This is a genomic window from Gordonia sp. (in: high G+C Gram-positive bacteria), assembly GCF_020438995.1.
Lineage (GTDB): Bacteria > Actinomycetota > Actinomycetes > Mycobacteriales > Mycobacteriaceae > Gordonia.
Window position 1 is genome coordinate 1 of the sequence record NZ_JAGQTN010000302.1, and the last position, 14975, is coordinate 14975.

The 14975-nt window shown below is 67.0% G+C and carries 12 protein-coding genes and 2 tRNA genes; 4 read left to right on the forward strand and 10 right to left on the reverse strand.

Going from position 1 to position 14975, the window contains the following annotated elements:
* Positions 1-51: 51 nt before the first annotated feature.
* A tRNA-Gly gene (locus tag KDB67_RS21240) sits at positions 52-124 on the reverse strand.
* Positions 125-351: 227 nt separating this feature from the next.
* On the opposite strand from KDB67_RS21240, the gene KDB67_RS21245 reads away from it, so the two are divergent.
* A tRNA-Val gene (locus KDB67_RS21245) sits at positions 352-426 on the forward strand.
* Here the strand turns inward: KDB67_RS21245 and KDB67_RS21250 are convergent.
* From KDB67_RS21250 to KDB67_RS21290, 9 genes are all read right to left on the reverse strand, one after another.
* Entirely contained in the window at positions 383-760 is a 378-nt protein-coding gene (locus KDB67_RS21250; RefSeq protein ID WP_291020378.1) for a BRO family protein, read from the reverse strand. The genes KDB67_RS21245 and KDB67_RS21250 overlap by 44 nt on opposite strands.
* A 207-nt stretch (positions 761-967) precedes the next feature.
* A complete protein-coding gene (locus KDB67_RS21255; RefSeq protein ID WP_291020356.1) occupies positions 968-1483 on the reverse strand; it encodes a hypothetical protein in 516 nt (171 codons plus the stop codon).
* On the reverse strand, positions 1480-2187 hold the full coding sequence (locus KDB67_RS21260; protein WP_291020358.1) for a hypothetical protein: 708 nt from the start codon (positions 2185-2187) through the stop codon (positions 1480-1482). Before KDB67_RS21260 ends, KDB67_RS21255 begins: the two co-directional genes overlap by 4 nt.
* Positions 2188-2288: 101 nt before the next feature.
* The gene (locus KDB67_RS21265; RefSeq protein ID WP_291020359.1) at positions 2289-2657 is read right to left on the reverse strand and encodes a hypothetical protein; all 369 of its coding nucleotides are present in this window, start codon (positions 2655-2657) and stop codon (positions 2289-2291) included.
* Positions 2654-3076, reverse strand: coding sequence for a hypothetical protein (locus KDB67_RS21270; RefSeq protein WP_291020361.1), 423 nt, complete (start codon positions 3074-3076; stop codon positions 2654-2656). The genes KDB67_RS21265 and KDB67_RS21270 overlap by 4 nt, the downstream gene beginning before the upstream one ends.
* 27 nt (positions 3077-3103) lie before the next feature.
* Positions 3104-3385, reverse strand: coding sequence for a hypothetical protein (locus KDB67_RS21275; RefSeq protein ID WP_291020363.1), 282 nt, complete (start codon positions 3383-3385; stop codon positions 3104-3106).
* A 404-nt stretch (positions 3386-3789) separates the two neighbouring features.
* On the reverse strand, positions 3790-5229 hold the full coding sequence (locus tag KDB67_RS21280) for a hypothetical protein (RefSeq protein WP_291020365.1): 1440 nt from the start codon (positions 5227-5229) through the stop codon (positions 3790-3792).
* Between the two features lie 166 nt (positions 5230-5395).
* Positions 5396-5620, reverse strand: coding sequence for a helix-turn-helix domain-containing protein (locus KDB67_RS21285; protein WP_291020368.1), 225 nt, complete (start codon positions 5618-5620; stop codon positions 5396-5398).
* Between the two features lie 227 nt (positions 5621-5847).
* On the reverse strand, positions 5848-6876 hold the full coding sequence (locus KDB67_RS21290) for a site-specific integrase (RefSeq protein ID WP_291020370.1): 1029 nt from the start codon (positions 6874-6876) through the stop codon (positions 5848-5850).
* A gap of 441 nt (positions 6877-7317) precedes the next feature.
* Between KDB67_RS21290 and KDB67_RS21295 the strand changes: the two genes are divergently transcribed.
* From KDB67_RS21295 to KDB67_RS21305, 3 genes are all read left to right on the forward strand, one after another.
* A complete protein-coding gene (locus KDB67_RS21295; protein WP_291020372.1) occupies positions 7318-9144 on the forward strand; it encodes a long-chain fatty acid--CoA ligase in 1827 nt (608 codons plus the stop codon).
* Between the two features lie 139 nt (positions 9145-9283).
* On the forward strand, positions 9284-10888 hold the full coding sequence (locus tag KDB67_RS21300) for a PfaD family polyunsaturated fatty acid/polyketide biosynthesis protein (protein ID WP_291020374.1): 1605 nt from the start codon (positions 9284-9286) through the stop codon (positions 10886-10888).
* A gap of 116 nt (positions 10889-11004) precedes the next feature.
* On the forward strand, positions 11005-14975 hold a 3971-nt coding region (locus KDB67_RS21305; RefSeq protein WP_291020376.1), incomplete at its 3' end, for a beta-ketoacyl synthase N-terminal-like domain-containing protein.

Below are 14975 nucleotides of genomic sequence, written 5' to 3' on the forward strand. Positions count from 1 at the left end.
CCGTTGCCTAACCACTCGGCCACACCACCATTGCGAGCAGAACTCGCTCCGAGCGGATGACGGGATTCGAACCCGCGACCCTCACCTTGGCAAGGTGATGCGCTACCAGCTGCGCTACATCCGCATGCTCACGAGCGATCTTGTGGACCATGGTGCTCGTGACGCGAGATGAAACATTAGTCAACACAAGCGCTCATGCCAAATCGCCTGGTCAGCGCGCCATCGGCGGTGAAAGGGGCGATGCCGGCGGGTGGTGTTGGGCGGCTCGTCGCTGGTCACGGTCCGGATTTGGGGTTCATCACGTGAACGTGTAATCTTCTGCCTCGTGCAAGGCGCGAGAGCGTCGGACACGGTCCCGTGGCTCAGTGGAAGAGCGTCCCGTTCACACCGGGGAGGTCGCTGGTTCGATCCCAGCCGGGACCACCAGGTCAGAGCGATATTTACCCGTTCTGCACAACAACCGCACAACAGCGTGCCCCAAGTTCACGAAAACACCGCCCCGGTCGAGGTACGACAGGGCGGTGTTTTCGTCGGTGCCCGGACATGACACCGCCTCGGGCTTGTCGCTGCGGATCACGACCTCGTACATACCTGCCTCGCTGACGATCACGGTCTGCCGCATCTGACCACGCGCGTTCTCAACATCAATCTGATTGATGTTGAGGTCGTCGAGACGGTCCCGGATCATGCTCGGGTTGCTGAGCCCGAGCACCTTGCACAGATCAGCCAGGACGAACCACGGTTCGCCGTCGATCTCCACGACGCGGACGGAGGTCTCGGTGCCGGGGTAGGTGAACAGTGCCGAGAAGATGGCGCCGCCCCGGCCGTGGGGGTCCGTTTAGATATGGCCTCTCGCGTGGACCCCCGAGACGGTGGCCGGGGCGGCAGGGTCGAGAGTTCGGCAGACCGTGAGGTCCCGCGCCCGTCATCTCGAATGGTGACGTGCGATTGCGCGTCGAGGTCGAGCCTACCGCCGCGACGGCATCGGGTGCGGTTCCCGCAGCGAGGTTGCGCCGGTACGCAGCCCTGACAAGTACATCGGACCGGACGGCCCACGGGGAACACCGAGTGCGGCGAGCACGTGACCGGGACCGGCTTCACCGGCGTGGTACAGCTCCACGGCCAGTTCGGTGATCGCGGGATACAACCGACGGACGACAGGCGTCGGGTCGACGTACGGATCACCGGACGCGAGCAACGCAGCGTGATCGTGCCGACCGCAGCCGTGACGCAGCGCCGCGAGCTGTACCCGGCTCGGGTGCCATGTCCCGTAGGTGAACCTCGCCTGTGCGGTCACACCGGCGGCGAGCACGACCGGCGGGAGGTCGAGGCCGTCGAGGGGGCAGAACCGGGTCTCTCCCGCGTAGTCGGCATCACCGGCGATCAACCGCGAGACTTCGACGTCACGGTCGAACACCGTACCCACGACGGCGTGAGCCGCTTCGTGGATCGCGAGCGCCATACGCCGCCGGTCGCCGGTCACCAGGCCACTCCGAGCACTTCGAGCGCTTCACGCTGCGCCGCAGCCTCGGCCCGTTCACGCTCGGCCTGGCGTTCGTCACGCCGACGCTCGGCCGCTTCGTACGTCGCGTTCCGGGGAATCTGCCGGGACAGCGCCTGTGCCGCCCCGTCGAGGCCCCGCAGCGCGGTGACGACCCGTTCGGACGCCGACAGCTGGCCGCGCAGCCTGTCGTTCTCCGGCCACATCGCGCGGCCCAGCAGGTCGGCCAGCGCGGGGGCGACCGCACCGGCGTACTCGGTCAAGTCCGCCGCCCACCGCCCGGACGTGATGACCTCGGGGGTCATCGTCGGTGCCTTCGGCCGACGGGCAAGATCGCGGGTCAGCCTCGGGGACCGGAGACCGTCACGGGCCGCGTTGCGATCGGCGAGCAGCGAAACCGCAAGACTCACAACATCTTCCGTTGCCATGGCCACGTCATCGACCAGGCGGCGCATCCGTTCGGGGTAGCGCAGCTCGGCCGTCATCTGCTCGGCCAGCGGTGAACAGATCGCGCCGACTTCGGCGGACAGGTCGAACGTCTCGCACAAGGTGACGTGCAAGGCGTGCCGACGCCGATCACGCAACTGTTCGGGGGTCAGGGTCCGGTCGGGTGCCCGGCCCTTGTACGGACCAAGGGCGTCGACCTCGGCCTCGGTGACAGGCCACCGGCGCGGAATCTTCATCATGGTGGTAACTCCTTGTGTTGTAGTCGTTTTCGGTTCTGGCGATGGGGGTAACACGGTGTTACCCCCATCGTCTCGGCGCTGAGCGCCACGCTGACGGACTTTTACGCCGTCCCGGTGGTCGAGGTACCCGGAAACGGTTTGAGTCCCTCGGTCCACGACGTGCGATGGAACATCTCGGCCCGGGCGTCGTAGGACAGGCCGCTCATCACCTTCTCGGCCACCGCGAGCTGTACCGACCAGAACGGGCCGGACGGGTCCACGTCGCCGAACACGACGGTGAGCAGCTCGGTCAGCTCGGTGTCGGCGGCGTCATCGTCGTATCCCTCGGTGAGGGTCTTCTGTGCGCTGGCGATGGTCGACCGGACCACGGTCACCGTCTTGCCGTCGAGGGTGCCGACGGACTCGGCCAAGGTCTCGGCCAGCCGCAGCGCTTCGGCGATCGCCAGCGCGACCGGGTGCGCCGCCTTCACCGGGTCACCTGCTCGGCGTCGATGACCCGCAACAGGCGAGCCTGTGCTTCGGCGATCACTTCGGCGGCAGTGCCGGGTCCGGTACTGACCGCGACCGCGACCGGTGAGTTCAACCCGTACAGACGACACCGGGCGTCGATGACCCGCAGCACAACCTTGGTCGCTTCGGTATCGCCGGACACCGCAGCAGACCAGTGCGCGGCCTGTAGCGCGTCGAGCCGGTCGCCCTCCACCTGGCGCAGCTCGGCGACCGCTTCGGCCTCGCGCCGGTCCAGGAGCTTGGTCACGGCGTGCCGTGCTCCCGAGTCGTCGGCGTACCCGAGTCGCCGCCCGATCTCGGCGTACGTCAGGCCGGTCTTGCGCAGCTCCAACGCGGCCAGTGCACGTTCCCGCTCAGCGGGTTTGGCGAGTGTCTTCATGGGTTGTTCCTTTCGAGGATCGGCCAATCAGGAGAGCACCAGGGCACGGCGCGGCCCCGGTGCCCGGTACGCCGCGCGGGTGAACGCATCGGCGAGGCCGACGTAGGTACGGCCACGGCTTCGGAACACTTCAACGGCACCGCTCTGGTGCAGCGCGTCGAGTGCATTGATCCGCCGCCAGAATCCGGCAGGCAACTGGTCGCGGATCTCGGCCCACGGCATGAACCCGTCGGTGGTCGCTTCGGCGAGGATCGCGAGGATTCGCCGCTCGGTGTCGGTCGTGGTTTCGGTGGTGGATTCGGTGGTCATCGGTGTTGGTCCTTTCGGTGTCGGCGGGCTGTGTGTCGGCCTCGCCGTCGGTGGTCGCTTCGGTGTCTGCGCAGTTCAGGGCATGTTTTCCGTCACCGCCTCACCGCTCGCAAGGGGTGACGGTCAGGCTTGGGGTGACGCTTGGGGTGACGCGCATAACCGCAGGTCAGGAAGGGGTGACTGGGGTGACTGGGGTGACGGTCGCGCGCGCGTTCCGCCGCCCTGTAATAGGCCCCTATTACTAAGTGTTGTAGTCGTTGTTGGTGTTTCACGTCACACGTATAGGAGGGCGCGTGAGCGCGTGAGCGAGCGCGCGCGTTAGCCGTCACCCCAGTCACCCCAGTCACCCCTTCCTGACCTGCGCAAACGTTCGTCACCCCAACGTCACCCCTGTCACCCCAACGTCACCCCACGTAGGGGCGGGCTCCCGACTTCATCGCCATGTACTGAATGCCCTTCTGTCCCTTGTCGTTCTGGTGTTCCCGCATATCGATCCGCTTACTGTCGAGCAACAGCGTGACCGTGTCGTCAAAGAACCGGCGACGTGACGGCGAGACCGATCGGCGCAGGTCGCTGTGTGCGGTCCACCCCCGGCCGGTCAGGAATCGGTCGAGCTGGTCAGCAAGAGCACGCACGCCGGTCTCATGACGGGAATCGTCGGCGGCAGCTTGCCGCGTCCCGTCGAGGTGACCCTGTCGCATGGCGTCATCCTCGGCAGCGGTGCCAGACGCGACGGCGACGGCGTCAGCGACCTTGGACGACACTTCGATCAGCCGTTCGGCGATCTCCCAGTGTTCGGCGTCGACGTCGGTTCGGTTGTGCAGGATCGCCAGCGCCGCAGCGACGTTGAGCTGTGTGAGCAGACGATGACCGGCGAGCGGGTCACCGCACCGCCCGAACGGGTCGAGGTCCTTTTCGGCGTCGGCGTCGATGATCGTCTGACGGATCGACTCGGCGACGTCGAGCGGGACCAGCGGGCGCGCGGCCGGGTCGAATGCCTCGCCGTCGTCATCGGGGAGCGCGAACGGATCGGTACCGAAGTCCGGCACCGGCACGGTCAGCGGGTCGACGGGGGCAGCGTCGGCAGCGCGGCGTGTGCGCGCGATACCGGGCCGGACCGGCGTCCAGATGAAACGCTGCGGTACCCCGTCGCGCTGCGCCTGGTCATCGATCAACACGCCGCCATTGGCGGGCTGGACACCGGCGGACAGGCACAACCGGTAGCTGTGCATCGGCAGGATCACCCGGCGCTCGGCGTCGGCGTTGGCGAACCCCAGTTCCTCGCCCATGAATGCCTTGAGCAGTTCGGGGACCAAGGTCGCACCCTGACGGGCGGTAAGGGCGGCCAGGGATGCGATGTCGCGGCATCCGAACAGTGCGGTGTCGGTGTGCCAGGTGATGACCGCGCGGCCGGACTGTTTGCGGGCGGTCGCGTAAGTCCTGTTGATCCCTTCGCCCGTACCGATCGGCAGCAGGGGTAACGGCGGGACGTTCCGCCGCCCGCCGACCTTGAACCGCACCGCTTCGGCTGCGCACTTGTCGGCCGTCCCTTTACCGCCACCGCTGGCACCGACCGACGCCGTGAGCAAGTTCAGCGACACCGCACCGCCGATGATCGGCGGGAGCACGACCGTCGGCGGCACCGCCGCCACCGCCCGCATGAGCACGCCGGACAACACGCTGTAGCGCTCGGCGCTGCGGGAGTCGGCGAACGCTGCGATGTGCGCCAGGGTCTCGGTCGAGTCGAACAGGGAGCCGTTGACCTTCATGGTGGCGCGCAGGTACTCGGTCGCCATGGAATCGGCAGATGCCCCACTGTTGGCGGTATTGTCGACCTTGGACATTCGGTGTGTCCTTCTTTCTCGGACCCCCGGCCTGACTCGGTGACAGGCCGGGGGTCACTCGTTTCTACGGACGGAATTACGTTGTGGCGCTTGGGTTGTGGCGGTGAGGCGAGCCGGTCCGTAACCAGACACTCGCCCCACCGCCTCACCGACCGCGCCAGTTGGTCTAGCGGGCCGCGAAGATCGCTTCGGGGATATGCGGCCGCATGAGTGCATCGACGTCGGCGACCTTCACCCGGATGCGGGACCTCGGGGCGTCGTTGAGCCGGTAGGCGCGCAGCTCGCCCCGGTTCACCATGTCGCGAAGCTGGTATTTCGAGAATCCGATACGGATCGCGGCGTCGGCCAGGGACATGAATACGGGCTCGGCTACAGGTTCGTTAGTCGCCATGGGTGACGGTTTCCTCTGCTCTCGGGAGTCGATGACCCTTGGCCGGGCGTGAGGCGTGAGCGTGAGGGGAGCGTGGGCGTGATGGCCAAGTGCTGACGACAGTACACAACAGGCACGCGAAAGTCATTGGTACACAATGACTATGAGAGTCGCCGTTGTGGTCCGGGGCATGAGTCGACCCCCGCCAGCAGGTGCCGACGGGGGTCGTGGTCGAGGTCGGGGGAGTGCTACCTACCGGTGGCCAGCGCAGCTATCCGTTCCGCAAGCAGGGCGTCGCGGTCGGCGGCCTGCTCGGCGTAGTGCAGGGCCATTTTCGGGGAGCTGTGCCCGAGACGGGCCATCGACTCGGCGATCGTCGCCCCGGCGTACGCGGCCACCATTCCCGCATGGTGGCGCAAGTCGTGGAACCGCAGCGTCTCACGGCCCGCAGCGGCACGGGCGCGGTGCCAGTGGGGGCGGAACTTGCCCTCGGTGATCCGCTGGCCGTCGGCGTCGGTGAACAGGGGGGCGCCGTCACCGGGTCCGGTGTGGTCGACCAAGTGCGAGGTCAGTGCCTCGCGGACATGCGGGGGCACCGCTACTACGCGGGTGGACGTCTCAGACTTCGGCGCCGCGATCTCGGTCACACCGCCCCGACGGGTCATGCCCTTGGACACGTTGACTGTCGACCCATCTGTGGCGACGTCGGCCCGGTCGAGGGCGACCACCTCACCGAACCGCAGCCCGCACCATGCGGCCAGCAACACAGCAGCGGCGAGGTCCTCGGGCATCTTCCCTGCAAGGACATCGACCTCGGGGGACTCGATATGCACCACCGACCGGGCACGGCGGACTTTGGTCGCGTTCGGCACCTTGCACGGGGTCACCGGCAACAGTCCTTCGGCCACCGCAGCGGAGAACATCGAACTGACCATCTCGTAAGCGCGTGCCCTGGCCGTCGGCGTGCTCGCGTCGAGCTGCCCGAACCACTCGCGGACGTCAGCGACCGTTACATCGGTGATCGGCCGGTCGGCCAGCGTGGTACCGATCAGTCGGGTGTCGATAAGGTACCGGTACGAGTCCTTGGTCCTCCGGCTCATCGGCTTGTCCCGATGCCAGTCCTCGGCGAACTGCCCGACGGTGGTCGCGGCCTTCGCTGCCTTCGCCGCGCGGTCGGCCGGGGGAGTCCAGTTGTCGAGGTCGATCAGCCGCCGCTCACCTTCGAGCCATGCCACCGCAGCCGACTTGGTGGGGAAGGTGGCACCGGGCCGGTGCATCGTCCCGGCGTGGTTGTATCCGGCCGACCATCGTCCCGAACGTTCCTGTCGAGTCCGGCCGAAGCCTAATCGCCGTGGTTGCTTCGCCCGTGCCATTGTCTGCCCCATCTCTCGCGGTCGAGTTGCACAACAACTGCACAACAGTGACTGTTCAACACTGTACTTCACTGTCGTACTTCGAGGTGAGAAAAACACCTACTGAGCTGGTCATTATGGCGAGAACGTCGAGGTCGGCGAGGGTATGCGATTACCGCGTTCGGCTGGTTCGATCCCAGCCGGGACCACCGAGAAAACCTCCTGATACTCAGAAGGTTTCTGTTTCCCAGCCCGGTTGTGGCCTGCCTCTGGGCGCACGTCCATTTTTTTGCGAATCAGACATCTGAAGTCCGATTCGGCGTTACCGTGGCCGGAATCCACCCCCACACTCCCAAGGATTTCGCCATGCCCGAAGACTTGATCACCTTCCCGCACGAGTCCGGCAAGGACGTCTCGACACTTCCCGAAGGGTTTCAGGAGACCATCAGGATCCGGCCGGACGCGATCGCGTTGCGGAACGTCGGTGGCAGCGTGCAGATCACCTGGCGACAGTACGGCGAACGCGTCCGGGCAATCGCGCAGGGCCTCGCCGGTCTCGGGGTCAAACCCGGTGACACCGTCGGCATCATGTTGACCAACCGGCCGGAGTTCCACCTCGTCGATACCGCCGTGCTGCACTTGGGTGCCGTCCCGTTCTCCATCTACAACACCAGCGCTCCGGAGCAGGTCGAGTATCTTTTCGGCAATGCCGGAAACGACGTAGTGGTAACCGAATCGGTGTTTCTGCCGATCATCACCGCCGCGAAGACCGCAATCGAAACGGTCATCACCGTCGACGGCGCGGCGGGGACCCTGGCCCTGGCCGCACTGGAGTCCGCGGATGCGCCCGCCGGCTTCGACTTCGACGCGAGCTGGCGTGCGGTGACACCCGGGGATCTCGCCACCCTGATCTACACCTCCGGAACCACCGGACCGCCCAAGGGCGTCGAGGTCACCCACCGCAACATGATCGCCGAACTGGCCGCGCTGGCCGAGCATTTCGACGTCGGCTTCGACGACCGCCTACTGTCCTATCTGCCGGCTGCGCACATCGCCGACCGTGTGTCCACCCACGCGAGCAACATGATCCGCGGGCTGTTGATCACCTGCGAGCCCGATCCGCGGGCCATCGCCGCCGCGCTGCCTGATGCCCATCCGACCTTCTTCTTCGGTGTGCCCCGCGTGTGGCAGAAAATCAAGGCAGGTATCGAGGCAAAACTGGCCGAGGCGGACGGGATCAAAGGCACGTTGGCCGACTGGGCACTCGGTGTCGGCGATCAGGTTGCCGGTCTCAAGCTCGAGGGCAAGACGCAGTCGGGGCTGCTGGCCGTCCGGCATTCCCTCGCCGACAAGCTCGTCCTGTCGAAGTTGCGTGCGGCGATCGGTATGGACGCCATCAGATTTGCCGCTTCGGGTGCTGCCTCGATCCCACCGGAGGTACTACGGTTCTACCTCGGCCTCGGTATCCCGGTCCTGGAGGTGTGGGGTATGTCGGAAAGCACTGGCTGTTCGACTCTCACGACGCCCGACAACCTCGCGATCGGCACCGTCGGGCGCCCCGTTCGGGGTGTCGAGGCAAAACTCGCCGCCGACGGTGAGTTGCTGATCCGGGGGCCGGTGGTGATGCGCGGCTACCGCAATCAGCCGGAGAAGACCGCCGAGACCATCGACGCCGACGGCTGGCTCGCCACCGGCGACATCGCCACCATCGGCACCGACGGCAATGTCACGATCGTTGACCGCAAGAAGGAACTGATCATCAACGAGGCGGGCAAGAACCTTGCCCCCACGAATATCGAGAACACGATCAAGGCGGCGTCCCCGTTGATCGGCCAGATCGTCGCGATCGGCGAGGGCAAGCGCTATATCGCGGCACTCGTAGTGCTCGATCCGGACCTTGCGTCGGTGAAGGCACACAAGCTCGGGCTGGATGGGTCCGACCTGGTCGCCGTCTCCGCGCACCCCGACGTGGTCGCTGAGGTGAAGGCGGCGGTGGCGGCGGGCAACAAGAAGCTCTCGCGCGTCGAGCAGGTGAAGCGCTTCGTGATCGTGCCGACGCCATGGGAGCCCGGCGGTGACGAACTCACCCCTACCATGAAGCTGCGCCGTAACCCGATCACCGCCAAGTACGCCTCGGAAATTGTTGCGCTGTACGCGGATTCGGTGGAAGACGGTGTCGTCGACATGCGCTGACAGGCGGACCGGATGTCGGTCGCCACGCATGTTTCCCGGGCGGCAGCCAGATTCGGATCGGCACGGTTTGCTGTAGCGGACGCTTGGTTGTGAGCAGCGTGATAGACGACACTTCGGAACTTTGTTAGTGTCACCTCTCATGCACTCGACGTTGCTGGGGCTCTCCCATGCACAAGTTGCCCCAGCGGACACCCGGCCAGGTGTCGGCGTTGCCGAGGCTCTTGCTGAAATCCGTAAGCCTGTTGCGGTCGTATCGTCAGCGCTCGGGCCCGTACCCGTCGTGGTGGGCGACGGTGGTCTGGCCGAGATCGCCGGAGAAGAATTGCTGGCGCTGCTGCCGCCCATCTACCCGGAATGGCTCGGTGAGCGATCGTTCACCGCCGCTCATGGCGTGCGCTTTCCCTACGTCGTCGGTGAGATGGCCCGTGGCATCGCCACACCCCGCATGGCGATCGCCGCGGTTCGGGCCGGCGGTATGGGCTTCTACGGCAGCGCCGGCCTCGACCTGGATACCGTCGAAGCGGGCGTCCGTGAGATTCAGGAAGCCCTCGGGCCGGACGCCCCCGGATGGGGAGCCAATCTGATCCACAATGTGCAGGATGACCGTCGCGAGATGGCGACAGTCGAACTGTTCATCCGCATGGGTGTGCGCTGCGTGTCCGCCTCGGCGTTCATGCAGCTGACCCCGGCAGTGGTGCTCTACGCGGCCAAAGGCCTGCGCCGCGGCGGCGACGGTCAGATCCTGCGGTCGGGCCGCATCTTCGCCAAGGTGTCCCGTGACGAGATCGCCCGGCACTTCCTGATGCCGGCGCCCGAGCAGATGCTGCACGCCCTGGTCGCCGAAGGCCGGCTCACCGCGGAGGAAGCCGCCCTGGCCGCCGAGGTTCCCATCGCCGAGGACATCACCGCGGAAGCCGATTCCGGCGGTCATACCGACAACCGCGCGCTCACCGTCCTGCTGCCGCGTCTGATCGCGTTGCGCGACGAGATCGCCGAACAGTACGGCTACGCGGTCCTGCCGCGCGTGGGTGCGGCCGGCGGCATCGGCACACCCGCCGCGGTGGCGGCCGCGTTCTCCGCGGGTGCCGCCTACGTCCTGACCGGTTCGGTCAACCAGTCGGCCTTGGAGAGCGGGCTGTCCGAGGACGGCCGCGACCTGCTGGCACTGGCCCAGGCCACCGACGTGGCGACCGCTCCCGCCGCCGACATGTTCGAGATGGGTGTGACCGTCCAGGTTCTCAAGCGCGGGACCATGTTCGCTCAGCGCGGCCAGCGGCTCACCGAGTTCTACCGCAAGTACAACTCGTTCGACGAAGCCCCCGCCGACGAGGTGCAAAGCCTGGAGAAGACGGTGCTGCGCCGCGCGATCTCCGACATCTGGGCCGAGACCAGGGACTTCTTCTCCACCCGCGATCCACGTGAGATCGCACGTGCTGAGTCCGACCCACACCATCTGATGGCACTGGTGTTCCGCTGGTACCTGTTCTCCGGTGCGCAGTGGGCACGCGAGGGTGACACCGACCGCCGCGGCGACTACCAGATCTGGTGCGGCCCCGCGATGGGCGGATTCAACGATTGGGTCAAAGGGAGCTTCCTCGAACCCGTCGGCGCCCGCACCACCGGCCAGATCGCCCTCAACCTGCTCGAAGGTGCGGCGACCGTCACCCGCGCCGGCCAGCTACGCACCGCGGGCGTCGAACTGCCGCCCGGCGCATTCGATTTCCGCCCCAGACCACTGGGTTGACCGACCATCCGGGCTGACTGCCCACCGGAATTGTCCTGTCCAGGCTTGCACAGCGAAGAGGAATTTTGAGCGACACCGCGAAGAACCACGTTTCCCCACCAGTTGCCGTTATCGCCATGAGTGCGATCTACCCGGGGGAGACCGGTCTTGAGGGCTACTGGCGGACTGTCTCCGGTGGCCGTGACGCCATCACCGAGGTGCCGCCCACACACTGGCTGATCGACGACTACTACGACGCCGATCCGTCGGTACCGGACAAGACCTATTGCAAGCGGGGCGGATTCATTGACCCGGTGCCGTTCGACCCGGTCAAGTTCGGTATTCCGCCGAACGCGTTGCAAACTACCGACTCGGCGCAGATCCTGGCTCTCATCGCTGCCAAGCAGGTCCTCGACAAGGTGACCGGTGGCCGTGATGATGTCGACCTCGACCGGACCGACATCATCCTGGGCGTGGCCTCCACCACCGAACTCGTCGTGCAGGCAGGCGCGCGGCTGCAGGGCCCGGTGTGGCGTAAGGCGATGCTGGAGAACGGCTTGTCCGAGGCCGAGGCCGAGGAGATCTCCGGCGATATCGCCGCCCATTACCCGCCGTGGGTGGAGAGCACCTTCCCGGGCCTGCTCGGCAACGTGGTCGCAGGACGGGTCGCCAACCGGCTCAACCTCGGTGGCTGCAACTTCGTGATCGACGCCGCGTGCGCGAGTTCGCTGGCATCGTTGCAGTCGGCGCTGCACCGGCTGTATCTGCACGAGGCCGACACCGTCATCACCGGCGGCGTCGACGCCCTCAACGACGTGATGATGTACATGTGCTTCTCCAAGACCCCGGCCTTCTCCAAGTCGGGCGACATCCGGCCGCTGTCGGACGGCGCTGACGGAACCCTCATCGGTGAAGGCGTGGGCATGGTCGCCCTCAAACGCCTCGATGACGCCGAACGCGACGGCGACGACATCTATGCCGTCATCCGCGGCATCGGCTCTTCCTCGGATGGCCGCGCATCCAGTGTGTACGCCCCGCGCTCGGAAGGTCAGGCCAAGGCAGTCCGCGCGGCCTACCGGAACGCCGGGTACGAACCCACCACCATCGGCCTGCTCGAAGCGCACGGCACCGCCACCAAGGCCGGTGACGCCGCCGAGTTCGCCGGACTCAAGTCGGTGTTCACCGATACCGACAACCGGATCGCGATCGGCTCGGTGAAGTCCCAGATCGGTCACACGAAGGCCGCCGCGGGCGCCGCCGGACTCATCAAAGCCATTCTTGCGCTCCAGCATTCGACCCTTCCGGGGACCCTCAAGGTGGAGCGGCCCAACCCCGATATGGGTATTGAGGAGACGCCGTTCTATATCAACAGCACCACCCGTCCGTGGGTGCGTACCGACGAGACGCCGCGCCGCGCATCGGTGAGTTCGTTCGGCTTCGGTGGCACCAATTTCCATGTGACCCTGGAGCAGTACGAGGGCAAGAACCAGGCGCGGCGGCTGCGCACGTTGCCCACCGAGCTCGTCGTGCTCAGCGGCGCGAACGAGGCCGAATTGGGGGCCAGGGCCACCGCGATCATCGAGCAGGCCCGTGGCGGCGAGAGCCTCGCGCGCATCGCGTTCGAGGCCGCACAGGAATTCGACGCATCGCAGAGTGCGCGGGCGGCACTGGTTGCCGATGACACCACGGTGCTGACCACGCTGGCCGAGAAACTGCGCACCGCGCTGGCCGACGGCAAGGGCGCTCAGCTCAAGGACCGCAACATCTTCGTCGGTTTCGGCGCCCCGCGCGAAGGTAAGACCGCCTTCCTGTTCCCGGGTCAGGGCAGCCACTACATCGGGATGGGTGCCGACCTGGCCCTCGACTTCCCCGAGGCACTTGAGGTCTGGGACGGTCTGACCGGCGATCTCGCCGACCTGCACAACGCGGTCTACCCCGAACCGGCCTTCGACGACGAGACCCGCGCCGTGCAGAACAACGCGCTGACCTCGATGGAGACCGCCCAGCCGGCGATCGCAGCCATCAGCCTTGCGCAGTTGGCGTTGCTCGATGAACTCGGGGTCAAGGCCGATGCCGCCGCCGGACACAGCTTCGGTGAGGTCACCGCGCTCGCGGCGGCCGGTGTGCTGCCCGTCGATCGGTTGATGGAAACCGCACGGACGCGTGGCCACCTGATGGCTGAGGCCGGTAGCGGCAAGGATGCAACGATGCTGGCGATCATCGCCGGCGCCGACGAAGTACGCGCACTGCTCGACGCGCAGCCGGAGACAGACGGCACCCTGGTCATCGCCAACGACAACGGCCCCCGCCAGGTGGTCGTCGCCGGGCACATCGCCGAGATCGAGAACGTCGAGCGGGCGGCTGGCGAGGCGGGTCTGCGGACCAAGCGCCTCACGGTCGCCTCGGCGTTCCACTCGCCGATCGTGGCGGAGAGTTCGGCGCCGTTCGCCGAATACCTCAACACGCTGCCGCTCGGCGAGTCGCACCTGACCGTGTATGCCAACGCCACCGCACAGCCGTACGGCGACGACCCGACCGCCCAGCTCGCCGACCAGGTTCGTCAGTCGGTGCGTTTCCGGGAGATGATCCAGGCGATGGCCGCTGATGGCGTCACCCGCTTCATCGAGGTCGGGCCCGGCCGTGTGCTCACCGGACTGGTCAACCAGATCCTCGGCGACACCCCGCACCTGGCAGTGGCCCTCGATGATCCCAAGGTTGCGGACCTGCGCGGCTGGCACCGCGGTCTGGCCGCACTCGCCGCCGACGGCGTCTCCCTGGATCTGGTCACGCTCTACGACCACTACGAGGAGCCCGCCAAGTTCGTGGCCGCGCCCAAGTACGCGGTGATGGTCGGCGGCGCCAATGTCGGCAAGCCGTATCCGCCGGCCGACGGCAAGGTGGTCATCACCCCCAAGCGCAAGCGCACCCCGCTCGCGGCCGCTGCACCGACAGCGGTTTCGGCACCGGTGAAGTCGGTTGCCGCACAATCTGTCCCGGCCGCACCGAAGCCGGCTCCGGCAGCGCCCGCCGCAACACCCACACGCGCGGTGTCGGCCGCCCCGGTGGCCGCAGCGCAGCCTCAGCGCCCACCGACACCCGTGCCCGCAGCAGCAGAAAGTTCCACTGTGACCTCACAATCGCAACCGGCCTCCGGTGCGCCCGCCCCCCGTACCGCTTCGGCACGCGCCGCTGCGCCGGCCGATGACGCTCCGCTGTCGATGGACGCGTGGAGTTTGATCGACCGCATCCAGAAGGAGACCGCCGCCCAGCACGAGCGGTATCTGGACGTCGTGGCCGACAGTCACCAGCAGTTCCTCGACATGTCGACCCGGATGCTCGCCGAGATCGTCGGTGACCCGGCGTCGGCGGCCGTAGTGACCCCGCAGCGTGCGGCATCCGCAGCGGTTCAGGCTCCGGTGGTGCAGGCTCCGGCCGCGCTGGTCGCACCCGCACCGCAGCCCGCTCCCGTGGTCGCGGCTGCGCCCGCTGTTGCCCCGGCCGCACCGGTGCCGGTCGTCGTCAAGCCCGCCCCTGCACCCGCACCCGTCGCGGCTCCCGCCCCGGCCGCTGCTGCGCCGATCGTCCCGGCTCCTGCCGCCGCGCCGGGCAAGTCGGCCAGCGATGTGGTGCTGGAGATCGTGTCGGAGAAGACCGGCTATCCCGCGGACATGCTGGGCCTGGAGATGGAGATGGAGGCCGAGCTCGGTATCGACTCCATCAAGCAGGTCGAGATCCTGTCCGCCTTACAGGCCAAATACCCCGGCGCACCCGAAATCCCGGGTTCGGAGCTGGCGTCGATGCGGACCCTGCAGGACGTCGTGAATGCCACGTCGTCGTTCGTCTCCGCCGCACCGGCTCCGGCCGCTGCTCTGGTTGCCGCGGCGCCCGCTGCTGCGCCGGGCAAGTCGGCCAGCGATGTGGTGCTGGAGATCGTGTCGGAGAAGACCGGCTATCCCGCGGACATGCTGGGTCTGGAGATGGAGATGGAGGCCGAGCTCGGTATCGACTCCATCAAGCAGGTCGAGATCCTCTCGGCGCTTCAGGCGCAGTACCCGGGTGCCCCGGAGATTCCCGGTTCCGAACTGGCGTCGATGCGCACCCTGCAGGA

What these genes read in the sequence shown, in the direction of transcription:
- KDB67_RS21285 (WP_291020368.1), bottom strand. Translation starts at nt 5,620, where the DNA reads ATGGCGACTAACGAACCTGTAGCCGAGCCCGTATTCATGTCCCTGGCC.
- KDB67_RS21290 (WP_291020370.1), bottom strand. Translation starts at nt 6,876, where the DNA reads ATGCACCGGCCCGGTGCCACCTTCCCCACCAAGTCGGCTGCGGTGGCA.
- KDB67_RS21260 (WP_291020358.1), bottom strand. Translation starts at nt 2,187, where the DNA reads ATGATGAAGATTCCGCGCCGGTGGCCTGTCACCGAGGCCGAGGTCGAC.
- KDB67_RS21275 (WP_291020363.1), bottom strand. Translation starts at nt 3,385, where the DNA reads ATGACCACCGAATCCACCACCGAAACCACGACCGACACCGAGCGGCGA.
- KDB67_RS21280 (WP_291020365.1), bottom strand. Translation starts at nt 5,229, where the DNA reads ATGTCCAAGGTCGACAATACCGCCAACAGTGGGGCATCTGCCGATTCC.
- KDB67_RS21270 (WP_291020361.1), bottom strand. Translation starts at nt 3,076, where the DNA reads ATGAAGACACTCGCCAAACCCGCTGAGCGGGAACGTGCACTGGCCGCG.
- KDB67_RS21300 (WP_291020374.1), top strand. Translation starts at nt 9,284, where the DNA reads ATGCACTCGACGTTGCTGGGGCTCTCCCATGCACAAGTTGCCCCAGCG.
- KDB67_RS21295 (WP_291020372.1), top strand. Translation starts at nt 7,318, where the DNA reads ATGCCCGAAGACTTGATCACCTTCCCGCACGAGTCCGGCAAGGACGTC.